The following is a 14,659-nucleotide window of genomic DNA, read 5'->3' as shown; positions in this document are numbered from 1 at the left end:
CTGCATAGTGGCCCTTGCACTAAACGAACTCCCCCGGAAGAAGTATCGGTCCGAACGCCACATAACGCAAAGGCAGTGCGGCGCTGGCCCGGGGCCCCTGCGCCGCACGCACAAAAAAGCCGCGCAAAGCGCGGCTTCTTCGTGAATCAGGTCAACCCGGCAATCAAGCCAGGCCGGCCTGCTTCATCACCTCGGCGGCGTAGTCTTCCACCACCTTCTCGATGCCTTCGCCCACAGCCAGGCGCTTGAAGCCCACCACGTCGGCGCCGGCAGCCTTCAGCACCTGCTCGACGGTCTGGTCGGTGTTCAGCACGTACGGCTGGCCGTACAGGGTGACTTCGTTGACGATCTTGGCGATCTTGCCGCTGATGATCTTTTCCAGGATGTCGGCCGGCTTGGCCTTGTCCTTGTCGGTCATCTTGGCCAGCTCGATTTCCTTCTCCTTGGCAACGAAGTCGGCCGGAACATCGGACGCCTTGTTGTGCGGGGGATTCATCGCCGCCACGTGCATGGCCAGGCCACGGGCCAGTTCGGCATCGCCGCCGGCCAGTTCCACCAGCACGCCGATGCGACCGCCGTGGACGTAGGCGGCCACGTTGTTGCTGCTTTCCAGGCGCACGATGCGACGCACGTCGACCTTCTCGCCGACCTTGGCGATGACCGCAGCGCGGGTCTCGTCGACGGTGTCGCCCGAAGCCAGCTTGGCGGCCTTCAGCGAATCGATGTCGGCAGCGCCGGAGGACAGCGCAACGTCGACGACCGACTTGGCGAAGTTGGTGAAGTTCTCATCCTTGGCGACGAAGTCGGTTTCGGAGTTGATCTCGACCAGCACGGCCTTGCCGGCTTCCTGGGCGGCCACGATGACGCCTTCGGCGGCAACGCGGTCGGACTTCTTGTCAGCCTTGGCCAGGCCGGACTTGCGCAGCGCTTCGATGGATGCCTCGATGTCGCCGTTGTTCTCAACGAGCGCCTTCTTGCATTCCATCATGCCGGCGCCGGTGCGCTCGCGCAGTTCCTTGACCAGGGAAGCAGTGATTTCCATGGGATTACCTCACAAAAGAAAGGGGTTGGGCCGGCATGCTGGCCGGCCCGTATGACAAGGTGCTGTCAGCCGCCGAAGCGGCCGGCAGGGCGGGTGGACGCAGCGCATCCACCCGGGGCCTGGATCAGGCCTGTGCGTCGTCGGACTTCTTCGGCGCAGCCTTCTTGGCCGGAGCGCGACGGGCCGGCTTGGCCTCTTCGCCTTCAGCGGCTTCGGCGAACTCTTCTTCGCGCACGGTGGCGGCATGCGGCGCGGCGGCCTTGCCTTCCAGCACGGAGTCAGCGGCGGCGCGGGCGTACAGCTGCACGGCACGGATGGCGTCGTCGTTGCCCGGGATGGCGTAGTCCACCAGTTCCGGGTTGTAGTTGGTGTCGACCACGGCGATCACCGGGATGCCGAGCTTCTTGGCTTCCTTGATGGCGATGTCTTCATGGCCGATATCGATCACGAAGATCGCGTCCGGCAGGCGGTTCATGTCCTTGATGCCGCCCAGCGAAGCTTCCAGCTTGTCGCGCTCGCGACGCAGGCCCAGCACTTCGTGCTTGACCAGCTTCTCGAAGCTGCCGTCGTTTTCGCCGGCTTCCAGTTCCTTCAGGCGGGCAACCGACTGCTTGACGGTACGGAAGTTGGTCAGGGTGCCGCCCAGCCAACGCTGGTTCATGAACGGCATGCCGCAACGCTCGGCTTCTTCGCGGATCGACTCACGCGCGCTGCGCTTGGTGCCCAGGAAAAGGATGGTGCCGCGCTTCTGGGCCACCGAGGAGATGAAGTTCATCGCATCGTTGAACAGCGGGACGGTCTTTTCCAGGTTGATGATGTGAATCTTGCCACGGGCACCGAAGATGTACGGAGCCATCTTCGGGTTCCAGTAACGGGTCTGGTGACCGAAATGGACGCCGGCTTCGAGCATCTGGCGCATGGTGATCTGGGGCATTGCAAAACTCCTGGCAGGGAACCGGCGTGCTCCGTTGTCCCTTGCGGGACGCCCGCGGAAAGTGTGCGGGACTGCGCGGGCGCGCATTGATGGTTCCGGGGTTGGGCTTCCCCATCGTCTCCGTGGCCGAACCCCTTGCGGGGCACCCCGGCACGGATCGGGACGATGGGTGTGGATTCACCGGTGACGTCCGGTGTGGACGATGTCCCGCGCAGGGATGCGGCAGGCAATCCGCCGATTATAGGCCAGCAGGGCGCACGCTGCAATCCGCTCCAGGTGAGCGACAACGGCGACGGCGCGACGGGGCTGGAGCGGCCACCCGGCAGGGCTTTGGGTCCCAGGCGAGAGTGCCTGCCGGCCCGTATTCAGCTTCCTTTATGTTCCCGTGCCCTCGGTCAGCCCCGCACGTCGCTGTGTCACCAACCCGTTCAGCATCGGGCCCGGATCGGCGATAATGGCAGGCATGAGCGTAAATCTGAAAACCCCCCAGGAAATCGAGTTGATGCGCGAGGCCGGGCGACTGGCCAGCGAAGTGCTGGACATCGTCACGCCCTTCGTCAAGCCCGGTGTCACCACCGAAGAGCTGGACCGCATCTGCCATGACCACATCGTCAACGTGCAGAAGACGATCCCTGCCAACGTCGGCTACCGCGGCTTTCCCAAGAGCGTATGCACGTCGGTCAACAACGTGATCTGCCATGGCATCCCCAGCGAGGCCAAGGTGCTCAAGGACGGCGACATCGTCAACATCGACGTCACCGTGATCAAGGACGGCTGGCACGGCGACACCAGCCGCATGTATTACGTGGGCACGCCCTCGGTGATGGCCAAGCGCCTGGTCGATGCGACCTATGAAGCGATGTGGCGCGGCATCCGTGCGGTCAAGCCGGGCGCCACCTTGGGCGATATCGGCCATGCCATCCAGAGCTACGCCGAAAGCGAGCGCTTCAGCGTGGTGCGCGAGTACTGCGGCCATGGCATCGGCAAGGTCTACCACGATGAACCGCAGGTGGTGCATTACGGCCGCCCGGGACAGGGCCTGGTGCTGCAGCCGGGCATGACCTTCACCATCGAACCGATGATCAACGAGGGCACCCGCTACAACAAGGTGCTGCCGGACGGCTGGACCGTGGTCACCAAGGATCGCAAGTTGTCGGCGCAGTGGGAGCACATGATCGCGGTCACCGAGACCGGCGTGGACGTGCTGACCCTCTCGCCGGGCGAATCGCAGGTCGCTTGACGATGCTGCCGGCGGGTTCGTTGCTGGACACGCCGGCTTCGTCGGTGCCCGATGCCGAATGGGCTGCCGCGGCGCGCCAGGCGCTGCAGCAGGCCGACGCGCGCCTGCACCGCCGCTTCGACCAGGGCGATCGGATCGAGCGCCTGCTGGCACTGCGTGCACGCGCCGCCGATCATCTGATCCGGCTCGCCTGGCAGCGCTGCATGCCGGCCGGGCAAGGCCTTTCGCTGTTTGCCGTAGGCGGCTACGGTCGCGGCGAACTGTTCCCGCACTCGGACATCGACGTGCTGGTGCTGGGCGAAACCTCGGCCCAGCACGCCGCCGAAGCGGGGCTGTCGCGGCTGTTCGCGCTGCTGTGGGATTGCGGCCTGCCGGTCAGCCATGCGGTGCGCTCGCTGCAGCAATGCCGTGACGCCGCTGCCGACCAGACCGTACTCACCGCGCTGATCGAAGCACGTCCGCTGGTCACCGCAGACGGCGCGCGGGGTGCCCTGCGCCAGGCCACCGATGCTGGATCGCTGTGGCCACCGCGTGCCTTCTTCCTGGCCAAGCTGGAGGAACTGCGCACGCGGCATGCCCGCTTCGGCGATACCGCTGACAACCTGGAGCCGGATCTGAAGGATGGCCCCGGGGGGCTGCGCGATCTCAATACGCTGGGCTGGATGGCGTTGCGTGCCTTCGGCGTGCGCGAACTGGAAGCGCTGGTCGGGCTGGGCCACCTGGGCGCCGATGAAGCGGTGGCACTGCAGCGCGAGCGCGCGGTGCTGGCCGGGCTGCGCTATGGACTGCACCTGGTCGCCGGACGCCCTGAAGAACGATTGCGCTTTGATTACCAGAAGACCCTGGCCGCGCGGCTGGGGTTTGAAGACGACGCGGAAAGCCTGGGCGTCGAGAAAATGATGCAGGGCTTCTACCGCGCCGCATCGGTGGTGCGGCGGATCAGCGACCGGCTGCTGCAGCGCTTCGAGGAACAGTTCGATGGCGAGGCGGTGCCGGAGCCCTTGACGGTCGGCTTCTCGCTGCGCCGGGGGTATCTGGCAGCCAATGATGCGGACTGGCCGCGCGGGGAGATCGGCGAGGTCTTCGCCCTGTTTTCCAGCTGGGCCAACAATCCGCAGGTCCGCGGGCTGCATTCGCTCACCGCGCGCGCGCTGGCCGAAGCATTGCCGCAGCTGCCCGGATACGAGCAGGCCTCCCCACACACGCGTCAGCAGTTCCTGTCGCTGCTGCGCCAGCCGCGGCCGGTCGACACGCTGTCGCGCATGGCGCGGCTGGGCGTGCTCGGCCAGTGGGTCCCGGCCTTCGCCCAGGTCAGCGGGCGCATGCAGTTCGATCTGTTCCATGTCTATACCGTGGACCAGCACACCCTGATGGTGCTGCGGAACATGGGCGAGTTTTCCAGCAGCCGGGCCGCCGAACGCTTCTCCATCGCCCATGAGGTGTGGCCGCGCCTGCGCAAGCCCGAACTGCTGCTGCTTGCCGGGCTGTTCCATGACATCGCCAAGGGCCGCGGCGGCGACCATTCCGAGCTCGGCGCGGTCGACGCGCGCGCCTTCTGCCAGACCCTGGAAATGAGTACCGCCGACACCGACCTGGTGGCCTGGCTGGTGGAACAGCACCTGCGCATGTCGGTGACCGCGCAGAAGCAGGACATTTCCGATCCGGCCGTGATCCATCGCTTCGCCACGCTGGTTGCCAGCCGCGAGCGGCTGGATTACCTGTACCTGCTGACCTGCGCCGACATCGCCGGCACCAGTCCGAAGTTGTGGAATGCATGGAAAGACCGTCTGCTGGCCGACCTGTATTTCGCTACCCGTCGCGCACTGCGTGAGGGCCTGGAGCCGCCGCTGCCGGCCGCTGAGCGGGTGATCGAGGCGCGCGAATACGTGCGCCAGCTGGTGCGCGAGCAGGGCTATGACGATGCCACGATCAACCGCCAGTTCGCGGTGATGCCCGATGAAGGCTTCATCCGCCTGCGCCCGGAGCAGCTGGCGTGGCAGGCGGGTGCACTGGTGCCGGTACGCCAGGGCCACACGCTGGTGAAGGTACGCCCGATCAGCCCGGATGACCCGGCGCTGGAAGTGTTCGTGCATTCGCCCGACCGCGATGGCCTGTTCGCCGCGATCGTGATGACGCTGGACCGCAAGGGCTACGGCATCCACCGGGCGCGCGTGCTGGATGGACCCTCCGACACCATCTTCGATACCTTCGAAGTGAACCCGGCCGACAGCTTCGCCGATGGCGACCCGCTGCGGCTTGAGGCCGCCCTGCGCGAAGCGCTGTCCGGCGACCTGTCGCGGCTGCGTCCTTCGCGACGCGCGATCCCGCGCCAGCTGCGGCACTTCCGCTTCGCCCCGCGCATCGAGTTCCGCGATGAAGCGGGCGATGCCGCCGGCACTCGCTTCAGCCTGGTCGCACCCGACCGCCCCGGCCTGCTGGCCGACGTGGCGCACGTGCTGCGCAACCAGCGGCTGCGCGTGCACGATGCACGCATCGCCACGTTCGGCGAGCGCGCCGAAGATACTTTCGTGATCACTGACGAACACGACCTCCCCCTGGATGAAACCGCCAGGCAACAGCTGCAGGACGCCATGCTGTGCTGCCTGGACCCAGACCGAAACGCCGGAGATACCCGCTGATGGCCACCAAGCCGACCAAGAGAACCGCCGCTGCCAAGACCGTGGCAACCAAAAAGAGCGCCGCCGGCAAGGCCGTGGCAGTCAAGCCGGCCGTGAAAAAGGCCGCTGCCAAGCCGGCCGCTTCCAGGAAGCCGGCTGCCAGCAAGGCCGTCGCGAAGAAGGTGCCGGCGGAGAAGGCCCGCGCGGAGAACATCGCCCGCAAGTCGCTGCGCAAGCCACCGGCGGTGGGCGTGGAAGAATTGAAGTTCGGCATCGAGAGCGCCTTCGAGCGCCGTGCCACCTTGACCCTGCATGAGCTGGAGGGCTCCACCAAGCCGCTGGTCGGCCGGGTCATCGATGGCCTGGAAAGCGGCGAGTTCCGCGTCGCCGAGCCGGACGGGCACGGCGGCTGGAAGGTCAACGAATGGTTGAAGAAGGCGGTGCTGCTGTACTTCCGCGTCAACGACATGGCGGTGGTCGATGCGCGCCCGGCACCGTTCTGGGACAAGGTCGAATCGCGCTTCGCCGGCCATGACGAAGCGAAATTCCGCCGCGCTGGCGTACGCGTGGTGCCAGGTGCGATCGCGCGCCGCGGCACGTACTTCGGCAAGGACGTGGTGTTGATGCCGAGCTTCACCAACATCGGTGCGTACGTCGGCGAAGGCACCATGGTCGACACCTGGGCCACCGTCGGTTCCTGCGCGCAGATCGGCCAGCACTGCCACCTGTCCGGTGGTGCCGGCATCGGTGGCGTGCTGGAACCGCTGCAGGCCAGCCCGACCATCATCGAAGACCATTGCTTCATCGGTGCGCGTTCGGAAGTGGTGGAGGGCGTTGTCGTTGGCCATCACAGCGTGATCGGCATGGGCGTGTTCCTCAGCCAGAGCACCCGCATCTACAACCGCGCCACCGGCGAAATCAGCTACGGCTACATCCCGCCGTACAGCGTGGTGGTGTCCGGCTCGCTGCCTTCGGCCGACGGCACCCATTCGCTGTACTGCGCGGTGATCGTCAAGCAGGTGGACGCGCGTACCCGCAGCAAGACCAGCGTCAACGACCTGCTGCGCGGCCTGGCTGACTGACCGCCATGACCACCACCGTGCACGGGTTGAAGAACTGCGATACCTGCAGGAAGGCCACCAGGTGGCTGGACCGTTTCCAGGTGCCGTACACCTTCGTTGATTATCGCCAGGACAAGCCCTCGCCCGAGACGCTGATCGACTGGGCCAGCCAGGCCGGTGGCTTCCCCGCGCTGGTCAATAAATCCTCCACCACGTGGCGGCAACTGCCGGACAACCGCAAGGCGGCCGATTCGGATGCCGAGTGGAAGCTGCTGCTGCGCGAATACCCGCAGTTGATCAAGCGGCCGGTGGTGGTGACCGCCGATGGCAAGGTCAGCCAGGGCTTCTCGGACAACGGCTTCAAGCAGCGCTTCGGAGTGGGCGCGTGAGTGCGGTGCTCGACCTGGCCTGCGAGCTGATCGCACGGCCGTCGGTCACCCCCGATGATGCGGGCTGCCAGCAGCTGCTGGCCACGCGGCTGCAGGCCGCCGGCTTCCAGTGCGAGCACCTGCGGCTGGGCGAGGTCGACAATCTGTGGGCCACCCATGGCAGCGATGGGCCGGTGCTGGTACTGCTCGGCCACACCGATGTGGTGCCGACCGGGCCGGTGGCGGACTGGACCAGTGATCCGTTCGTGCCGACCGTGCGCGATGGCGTGCTGTACGGGCGCGGGGCGGCCGACATGAAGGGCAGCGTGGCCGCCTTCGTGGTCGCAGCCGAACAGTTCGTTGCCGCGCACCCTGACCATCCGGGAACGCTGGCGGTACTGCTTACCAGCGACGAAGAAGGCGATGCGATCGATGGCGTGCGCCATGTCGCGCGGCTGTTCGCCGAGCGTGGCGAGCGTATCGACTGGTGCATCACCGGTGAGCCGTCGTCGACTGCCAGGCTGGGTGATCTGTTGCGGGTAGGTCGCCGCGGCAGCCTGTCCGCGCGCCTGCTGGTGCAGGGCGTGCAGGGCCATGTCGCGTATCCGGACAAAGCGCGCAACCCGATCCACCAGGCCGCGCCTGCGCTGGCCGAACTGGCCGCCCGACAGTGGGACGAGGGCTTTGAGAGCTTTCCGCCGACCAGCCTGCAGGTGTCCAACGTGCATGCCGGGACCGGTGCCAACAACGTGATTCCCGGTCAGCTGCAGGTCGATTTCAACCTGCGCTACAACCCGCATTGGAACGCAGACAAGCTGGAAACGGAGATCGCTGCGCTGCTGGACCGGCACGGGCTGGAGTACACCGTGAAGTGGCATCGCAGCGGCGAGCCGTTCCATACCCCGGAAGGCACGCTGCGGCGCGTGGCACGCGAGGTGCTCGGCGAATTCGCCGGTGCACCGCCGGAAGAAAGCACCGGCGGCGGGACGTCGGACGCGCGTTTCATTGCGCCGTTGGGCGCGCAATGCATCGAAGTAGGTCCGGTCAATGCGAGCATCCACCAAGTGGACGAGAACGTGCGCGTGGACGAGCTTGAGCGGCTGCCGGCGCTGTACCAGCGATTGATCGAACGCCTGCTGGGGTGAAGGCGGATCGCGGCTAGGCCACCACCAGGCCGAACGCGGCCAGCGCTGCGGCGGCCTGGCGCTGCGAAATCACCGCTTTCCGGAACAGCTTGGCCTCCATCACGTTGAGCCCGGTGATGTCGGTCCCGCGCAGGTCCGCGCCTTCGAAGCGGGTCAGCCGGGTCTGCGCGTGGCGCAGGCTGCCGCCATTGAACACCGCCTCGCGGAAGTCGCAGCCGGAAAGATCCGCATCGGAGAAATCCATGCCCTGCAACTGGGCCTTGCGGAACGACAGGCCGCGCAGGTCGGCACTGACCATCAGGCAGTCGCGGAACTCCAGTGCCCATCCGCCTGCCTCCTGCAGGTGCGCGCCGGTCAGCTTGCAATCCAGGAACTGCACCGAAGACAACGTAGCGCGCCGCCAGTGGCTGTTGTTGAGATCGCAGTGCGAAAAGCGCGCGTCGCTGAGCAGGGCCGAACTGAAGTCGCAGGCCGCGCCGCGGCACTTGTTCCACTGGCTTTCCTCCAGCGAAGCCGCCAACCAGTTCGCACCCGCCAGCGAACACTGGTTGAACTGGAAGCCGTCCATGTCCAGCCGCGAAAAGTCGCCATGATCGAAGCTGCAGCCTTCGAATATCGCCGCGCGGGGGTGCGCGGCGATGATCGCCTGCATGCGTTCGCGGGTGAGGGTTTCAGCGCGGAAAATGGCAGTCGTCATGCTGCCATTCTGGGCGATGTGCACCGCTCACAATAGACTTGAGCATTGCGTTGGAGTGTGTACGAAGCCAGCGGAACGGCGTTACTCGAACGTCCAGAAGGGCGGTGCGATCGCCTCGCGCCAATACGATTCGGCCGCCATGTAGAAGCCCTGTGCTTCGGCCAGGGCGAACCATGCCGCCGCCGCATCCACGTCCTTGGCCAGTCCGTCGCCGCCACGGCCCACGGCCAGCCCGGCCAGGTACTGGCCATACACGTTGCCCTGCCTGCCGGCACGTTCATACCAGCGCAATGCTTCGGCCTTGTCCTGCACCACGCCGATGCCGGCTTCATGCAGTGCACCGAGGTCGACCTGGGCCTCGGCATCGCCACGCGCGGCGCGGCGCTGGATACCGGCGATGACCGGGTTCGGCGCCGGGCCTGTATCGATCGGCTGGCCATGCGGTGCCGAGCCACGGGTTGCCTCGCGCAGCGGCTTCAGCTTGTACAGCTCGCGCAGGTACACCGCCGAACGCAGCCGCCAGCGCAGCGCGCCGGTCATGTCGCCGCGACCTTCGTACCAGCGCTCCAGGTCGTGCATCGCATAGGGCGAGCCGTGGTAGGCCGCACTCTGGAACCAGCCGAACGCCTTGCGCGGTGACGCCTTCATGACCACGTCGGCGGGCTTCTGTGGGCCCTCGCCGCTGTCCAGGCGGCCGCGTGCGTACAGTGTGCCGAGCGTTTCCTCGGCACTGGTGCTGTGGTGCGTGCGCGGGGTCGTCGCGGCCGCGCGCGCATACCAGTCCAGCGCGCGCGGATCATTCCAGGCTTGGTACATCCGGGCCACGCGCAACGCCGAGTCGAAACGACCATCGGCGGCCGCGGCGAGGGCGTCGCGCTCGGTGTCGCTGGGCGGGCGGGTGGGCGTGCTGGCACAGCCGGCCAGGGCAAGCAGTGCCAGCGCATGCAACAGTGCGCGGCGGGGGAAGGGAATCATCCGTGAAGTCCTCAAGGGGGGCGGGAGATTATCCGGGACGTCTACCGCGTGGCGGCTGAACGTCGGCGCAGGAACGGTTGCCATCGCAACAGTTGCGCCGCCGCCGGAACCCGGTTACGGTCGATCCATGTCCTTGCTCCCCGCCACCGCCGTCCGCAATACCAACCGCAATAACCTGCGCGCGAATAATCGTGCGCGGCCGATGCGGGACTGCGCCCTGGGTAGATAAGACACTACACACCCGGACACCAGAAAACCCGCATCGGCCGATGCGGGTTTTTTTTGTGCCCGGGAAACCTCCCGGGCCAGGCTGGCCGGTCGAACACCCCTACCGCGTATAGACACCAAACAGGAGCTTCCCCCATGTGTTCGATCTTCGGAATATTCGGCCTGCAGGCCGGTGACGACCTCCCCGCGCTGCGCCGGCACGCATTGGAATCATCGCAGCGCCAGCGCCACCGCGGGCCGGACTGGAGCGGTGTCTACCTGGACGACGGCGCACTGCTGGTGCACGAGCGGTTGGCCATCGTCGATCCCGCTGGCGGCTCGCAGCCGCTGCTGTCCGAAGACGGTGGCCTGGCGCTGGCGGTCAACGGCGAGATCTACAACCACCAGCAGCTGAAGGCCGGACTGAGCCAGCCGTATGCGTTCCAGACCGGCTCGGACTGCGAAGTGATCAACGCGCTGTACCGCCAGGGTGAACCGTCGCAGTGGCTGGAACAACTCAACGGCATCTTCGCCTTTGCGTTGTGGGACAAGGCGGCTGCGCGGGTGCTGGTGGCGCGTGACCCGATCGGGGTGGTGCCGCTGTACTGGGGCCACGATGCACAGGGGCGCCTGCGCGTAGCGTCCGAATTGAAGGCGCTGGTGGATAGCTGCGCCGATGCCGCGCAGTTCCCGCCGGGTCATTACTACGACAGCGCAACCGGCGAGCTGGTGCGTTACTACCAGCAGTCCTGGCGCGAGTACGACGCCGTGCAGGGCAAGCCGGTGGACCTGGCCGAACTGCGTGAAGCGTTCGAGCGCGCGGTGGAGCGCCAGCTGATGAGCGACGTGCCTTACGGCGTGCTGCTCTCCGGTGGCCTGGATTCTTCGCTGGTGGCTGCGGTGGCCGCACGCTATGCGCGCCGACGCATTGAAGACGGTGGTGAGAGTGAAGCGTGGTGGCCGCGCCTGCATTCCTTCGCCATCGGGCTCAAGGGCTCGCCCGATCTTGCCGCCGCCGCCATTGCCGCCGAGGCGCTGGGTACGGTGCACCACGGGTTCGAATACACCTTCGAGGAAGGCCTGGACGTGCTGCCGGAGGTGATCCGCCACATCGAAACCTACGACGTCACCACCATCCGCGCCTCCACCCCGATGTTCCTGCTGGCACGGCGGATCAAGGCGATGGGCGTGAAGATGGTGCTGTCCGGCGAGGGCAGCGACGAGATCTTCGGGGGCTACCTGTACTTCCACAAGGCGCCGGATGCACGGGAGTTCCACAGCGAGCTGGTGCGCAAGCTGGACGCCCTGCACAACTACGACTGCCTGCGCGCCAACAAGTCGATGATGGCGTGGGGCGTGGAGCCGCGCGTGCCGTTCCTGGACCGCGAGTTCCTGGACGTGGCGATGCGTTTCGATGCCGCGCACAAGATGGTCGGCAGTGAAGCCTCCGGTGGGCGCCGGGTGGAGAAGGGTGTGCTGCGTGCGGCGTTCGAAGGCTATCTGCCGGAGAGCATCCTGTGGCGGCAGAAGGAACAGTTCAGCGATGGCGTGGGCTACGGGTGGATCGACGGCCTGAAGGCACACGCCGAAGCGCAGGTCAGCGACCGTGTGCTGGCTGCCGCCGACAAGCGCTTCCCGCACAACCCGCCGCAGACCAAAGAGGCGTATTACTACCGGCACGTTTTCGAGCAGTACTTCCCCAGCCATGCGGCGGCGGAAACGGTGCCGGGTGGCAAGTCGATCGCCTGTTCGTCACCGGCGGCGATCGCGTGGGATGCCAGTTTCGCCGCCGCCGCGGACCCGTCCGGTCGGGCGATCGCCGGCGTGCACGAAGCGGCGTTGGCCTGACATGTGGGTATCGCCGAGCCGTGTTCGGCGACTCCTTGTCGAAGGCCGCGGATGGATACCGGGACACAGGTCAGCGGGCAGGCCGCAGGGTAAGCGTGTGGCGGCTGGGACCGGGCAGGAACGGGGTCGGACGTCCGTGCACGTAGTCCTCGTGGCCGGCCGCCCAGAACGGTGACAACGGATGGCCGCTCTGGCCGCCCGGCATGTGGATGATGCCCTGGTCTTCGTGGCCAGGGGATACCACCATGCGCTGCGAAGCGCCGAAGCCTGGCCCCTGCACGCGCGGCATGTTGTTGTCGCCGGGCAGCGGCTCGGCCGGCATGCACAGCCAGCGTTCTGCGAAGGCGGGCAGGGCACGACTGATCGGGTGGCAGATCGCAGCGGTATTGCGCTCACCCCAGGTGCGGTCGGCCAGCGGCCCCTGCGCGGTCAGGTCCGCTTCCAGGCGCTTGGCGGTGTCGGCCAGCAGCGCGTCCCAGCTTGCGTGGCCAGGCGGCAGTAGATGCGCCGGGCGCTGGTCGACCAGCGGCCACAGCACACCTTCGAACTGCGCCAGCCGCGGTTCCAGCCAGTCCTCGCCCAGCGCTTGTTTCGCCGGTGCCAGCATCGCACCGGATACTTCGTCCAGCAGCATGCCTCGGAAACCACGCACTACCCGATAGCTCACCGAATCCACCGACGCATGGCCCTCCCAGCTGCGCGTGATGGCCTCCAGCCGCTGCAGTTGCGGGTCATTCGAGCCCTCCACCACCCGGCGCAGCAGGTGCCACCAGCGCTGCAGGAATACCGCGCGGTCATCCAGCTGGATCGCCAGCAGGTCCGCTTCGCTGAAACGTCCGCTGGCCTGCAGTGCATCGCGGATCTGTGCGCCGCGCGCGCCGAGGTCGTAGCCGCCGTCACCGGCGAGAGCCAGTGCTTCGCCGTCCATCACACGTCCGTTGGCGGTCCACAGGCGGTGGCTTGGCGGGTCGACCAGCGAGGGCGCCGCATCACTGCGGATGCCCCATGCCGGGCAGCCATCGGCCGTGGTGGTGCGCATGCCGGTGGGCGCGCAGCCGGCAGCACGGTCCGGGCGCGCACCCAGCACACGCCAGGCAATGCGTCCGTTGCTGTCGGCCAGCAGCAGGTTCTGCGCCGGGATGCGGGTGCGGTCGGCGACCTGCAATGCCTGGTCAAGATCGGCGACGCGTGCAAGCTCGGTCAGCGCCAGGCTCACCGCGCCGGGTTGGTGGGCAACCCAGCGCAGCGCATCGCCGCTGCCATCGGCACGCTGGTGCAGCAACGGCCCCCATGCGCTCTCGCGCACGGTGAAATCCACCGGCGCAGCACCGGCCACCTCGATCTTTTCGTGGTACTCGGACAGTTTCGTGCCGGCCGGCACCGGCTGGAAATCCGCGGTATCGATGTAGCTGTTGGTGAAGCCCCACGCCACGTGTCCGTTGCTGCCGACGATGATCGCCGGCAGGCCAGGCAGCGAAAATCCACTCACGTCGACCTGCCCACCGGGCGCCTGCGGATCAGGGTAGCGCAGGCGCACGCGGAACCAGATATTCGGTGCGCGCAGGCCCAGGTGCATGTCGTCGGCGAGGATCGCGCGGCCATCGGTGGTCAGCGCCGCGCCGACGGCGAAGTTGTTGCTGCCTTTGACATCCGTATCCGCCACGGCAGCGGCAGGCGCGGCAGGCTGGCCACGCAGGTCCAGCACATCGGCGCCGGGCAACACGGCATCGCCGCGCGGTCCGCCCATCAACGGCGCGTCCCAACTGCTGCCATCGTGGCTCAGCAGTGCGTACAGCGCCGGTGGCACTACGGCACGCAGGCGGCTGTACGCCAGCTCGCTCTGGTTGGCCGGATCCTGCAGGTCGGCATACATCGCATAGCCGGTAAGCAGGCTGTCGCTGGCCTGCCACGGCGCGGGCCGCTGGCGCAGCAGCAGGTAGGGCCAGGGCCGCACGTGCAGGCTGGCGATTCCTGCGTTCACCCCTTCCACGTAAGCCTGCAGTTCGGCACTCACCGGTTCTTTCGATGCGCGGTGGCGCAGGCGATGCACGCGCATGCGTTTGTCCACCTCCAGCGCGGCCGGGCCAAACAGCGCGGACAACTCGCCGGCGGCGCTGCGGCGCATCAGGTCCATCTCGAAACCGCGTTCCTGTGCGTGCACCTGGCCCAGGGCGCGCATCACATCGCGTTGGCTGGCGCCTTCGATGGTGACCACGCCCAGGCCGTCGCGGCTGACGGTCACCGGGGCCTGCAGGCCACCGAGGACCTGCTCGCCGTCCAGCGGCGCAAGGCTGCCGCGCAGCAACCACCAGGCCATCAGGCCGAGTCCCAAGGCCAGTATCAGCAGCAGCCAGAACAGCCGCAACAACCATCGACGCATGGGGCGCTTCCTTGCAGGGAAAGAGTGGGAACGAGTGTAGACAGCCGGTATGGCAGATCGCAGACGTGACGCGACTGCGATTGATTCCGATTAGATCACGGGATTTCCGGATAGGGCACCATGGCGCCATCGAGTCAAAGGAGC

11 protein-coding genes are annotated in these 14,659 nt (G+C 67.0%); 6 read left to right on the top strand and 5 right to left on the bottom strand.

The features are described from left to right. Positions 1 to 163: 163 nt before the first annotated feature. Together tsf and rpsB are read right to left on the bottom strand one after the other, a co-directional pair. Positions 164 to 1,042 (bottom strand): translation elongation factor Ts, encoded by an 879-nt coding sequence (gene tsf / locus H9654_RS07220; RefSeq protein ID WP_042613840.1) that lies wholly within the window; start codon positions 1,040 to 1,042, stop codon positions 164 to 166. Between the two features lie 124 nt (positions 1,043 to 1,166). Then, the gene (gene rpsB, locus H9654_RS07215) at positions 1,167 to 1,976 is read right to left on the bottom strand and encodes a 30S ribosomal protein S2 (protein ID WP_042613841.1); all 810 of its coding nucleotides are present in this window, start codon (positions 1,974 to 1,976) and stop codon (positions 1,167 to 1,169) included. 463 nt (positions 1,977 to 2,439) lie between these two features. On the opposite strand from rpsB, the gene map reads away from it, so the two are divergent. From map to dapE, 5 genes are read left to right on the top strand one after another with little or no spacing between them, the layout of a single operon-like run. Beyond that, positions 2,440 to 3,216, top strand: coding sequence for a type I methionyl aminopeptidase (map, locus tag H9654_RS07210; RefSeq protein ID WP_042613845.1), 777 nt, complete (start codon positions 2,440 to 2,442; stop codon positions 3,214 to 3,216). A gap of 2 nt (positions 3,217 to 3,218) precedes the next feature. Continuing rightward, on the top strand, positions 3,219 to 5,855 hold the full coding sequence (locus H9654_RS07205; RefSeq protein WP_191770230.1) for a [protein-PII] uridylyltransferase: 2,637 nt from the start codon (positions 3,219 to 3,221) through the stop codon (positions 5,853 to 5,855). Beyond that, complete coding sequence (gene dapD, locus H9654_RS07200; protein ID WP_191770125.1) at positions 5,855 to 6,916, top strand: 2,3,4,5-tetrahydropyridine-2,6-dicarboxylate N-succinyltransferase; 1,062 nt, start codon at positions 5,855 to 5,857, stop codon at positions 6,914 to 6,916. The genes H9654_RS07205 and dapD overlap by 1 nt, the downstream gene beginning before the upstream one ends. 5 nt (positions 6,917 to 6,921) lie before the next feature. Then, positions 6,922 to 7,284, top strand: a complete 363-nt coding sequence (locus tag H9654_RS07195) for an arsenate reductase (protein ID WP_191770123.1) — start codon at positions 6,922 to 6,924, stop codon at positions 7,282 to 7,284. After that, positions 7,281 to 8,408, top strand: coding sequence for a succinyl-diaminopimelate desuccinylase (dapE, locus tag H9654_RS07190; protein WP_191770121.1), 1,128 nt, complete (start codon positions 7,281 to 7,283; stop codon positions 8,406 to 8,408). Before H9654_RS07195 ends, dapE begins: the two co-directional genes overlap by 4 nt. A gap of 13 nt (positions 8,409 to 8,421) precedes the next feature. Here the strand turns inward: dapE and H9654_RS07185 are convergent, their stop codons facing one another. Next, positions 8,422 to 9,105, bottom strand: coding sequence for a pentapeptide repeat-containing protein (locus H9654_RS07185; protein ID WP_191770119.1), 684 nt, complete (start codon positions 9,103 to 9,105; stop codon positions 8,422 to 8,424). Between the two features lie 81 nt (positions 9,106 to 9,186). Continuing rightward, positions 9,187 to 10,080, bottom strand: a complete 894-nt coding sequence (locus tag H9654_RS07180; RefSeq protein WP_191770117.1) for a tetratricopeptide repeat protein — start codon at positions 10,078 to 10,080, stop codon at positions 9,187 to 9,189. Between the two features lie 363 nt (positions 10,081 to 10,443). Between H9654_RS07180 and asnB the strand changes: the two genes are divergently transcribed. Continuing rightward, a complete protein-coding gene (gene asnB, locus H9654_RS07175) occupies positions 10,444 to 12,135 on the top strand; it encodes an asparagine synthase B (RefSeq protein ID WP_191770115.1) in 1,692 nt (563 codons plus the stop codon). Between the two features lie 70 nt (positions 12,136 to 12,205). Here asnB and H9654_RS07170 read toward each other — a convergent pair whose 3' ends face one another. Then, the gene (locus tag H9654_RS07170) at positions 12,206 to 14,515 is read right to left on the bottom strand and encodes a penicillin acylase family protein (RefSeq protein WP_191770113.1); all 2,310 of its coding nucleotides are present in this window, start codon (positions 14,513 to 14,515) and stop codon (positions 12,206 to 12,208) included. Between the last annotated feature and the right edge of the window lie 144 nt (positions 14,516 to 14,659).

Source organism: Stenotrophomonas lacuserhaii, from assembly GCF_014836545.1.
GTDB classification, from domain to species: domain Bacteria; phylum Pseudomonadota; class Gammaproteobacteria; order Xanthomonadales; family Xanthomonadaceae; genus Stenotrophomonas; species Stenotrophomonas lacuserhaii.
Note: the sequence above shows the minus strand (reverse complement) of the source record. Positions and strands in the feature narration are given on the sequence as shown.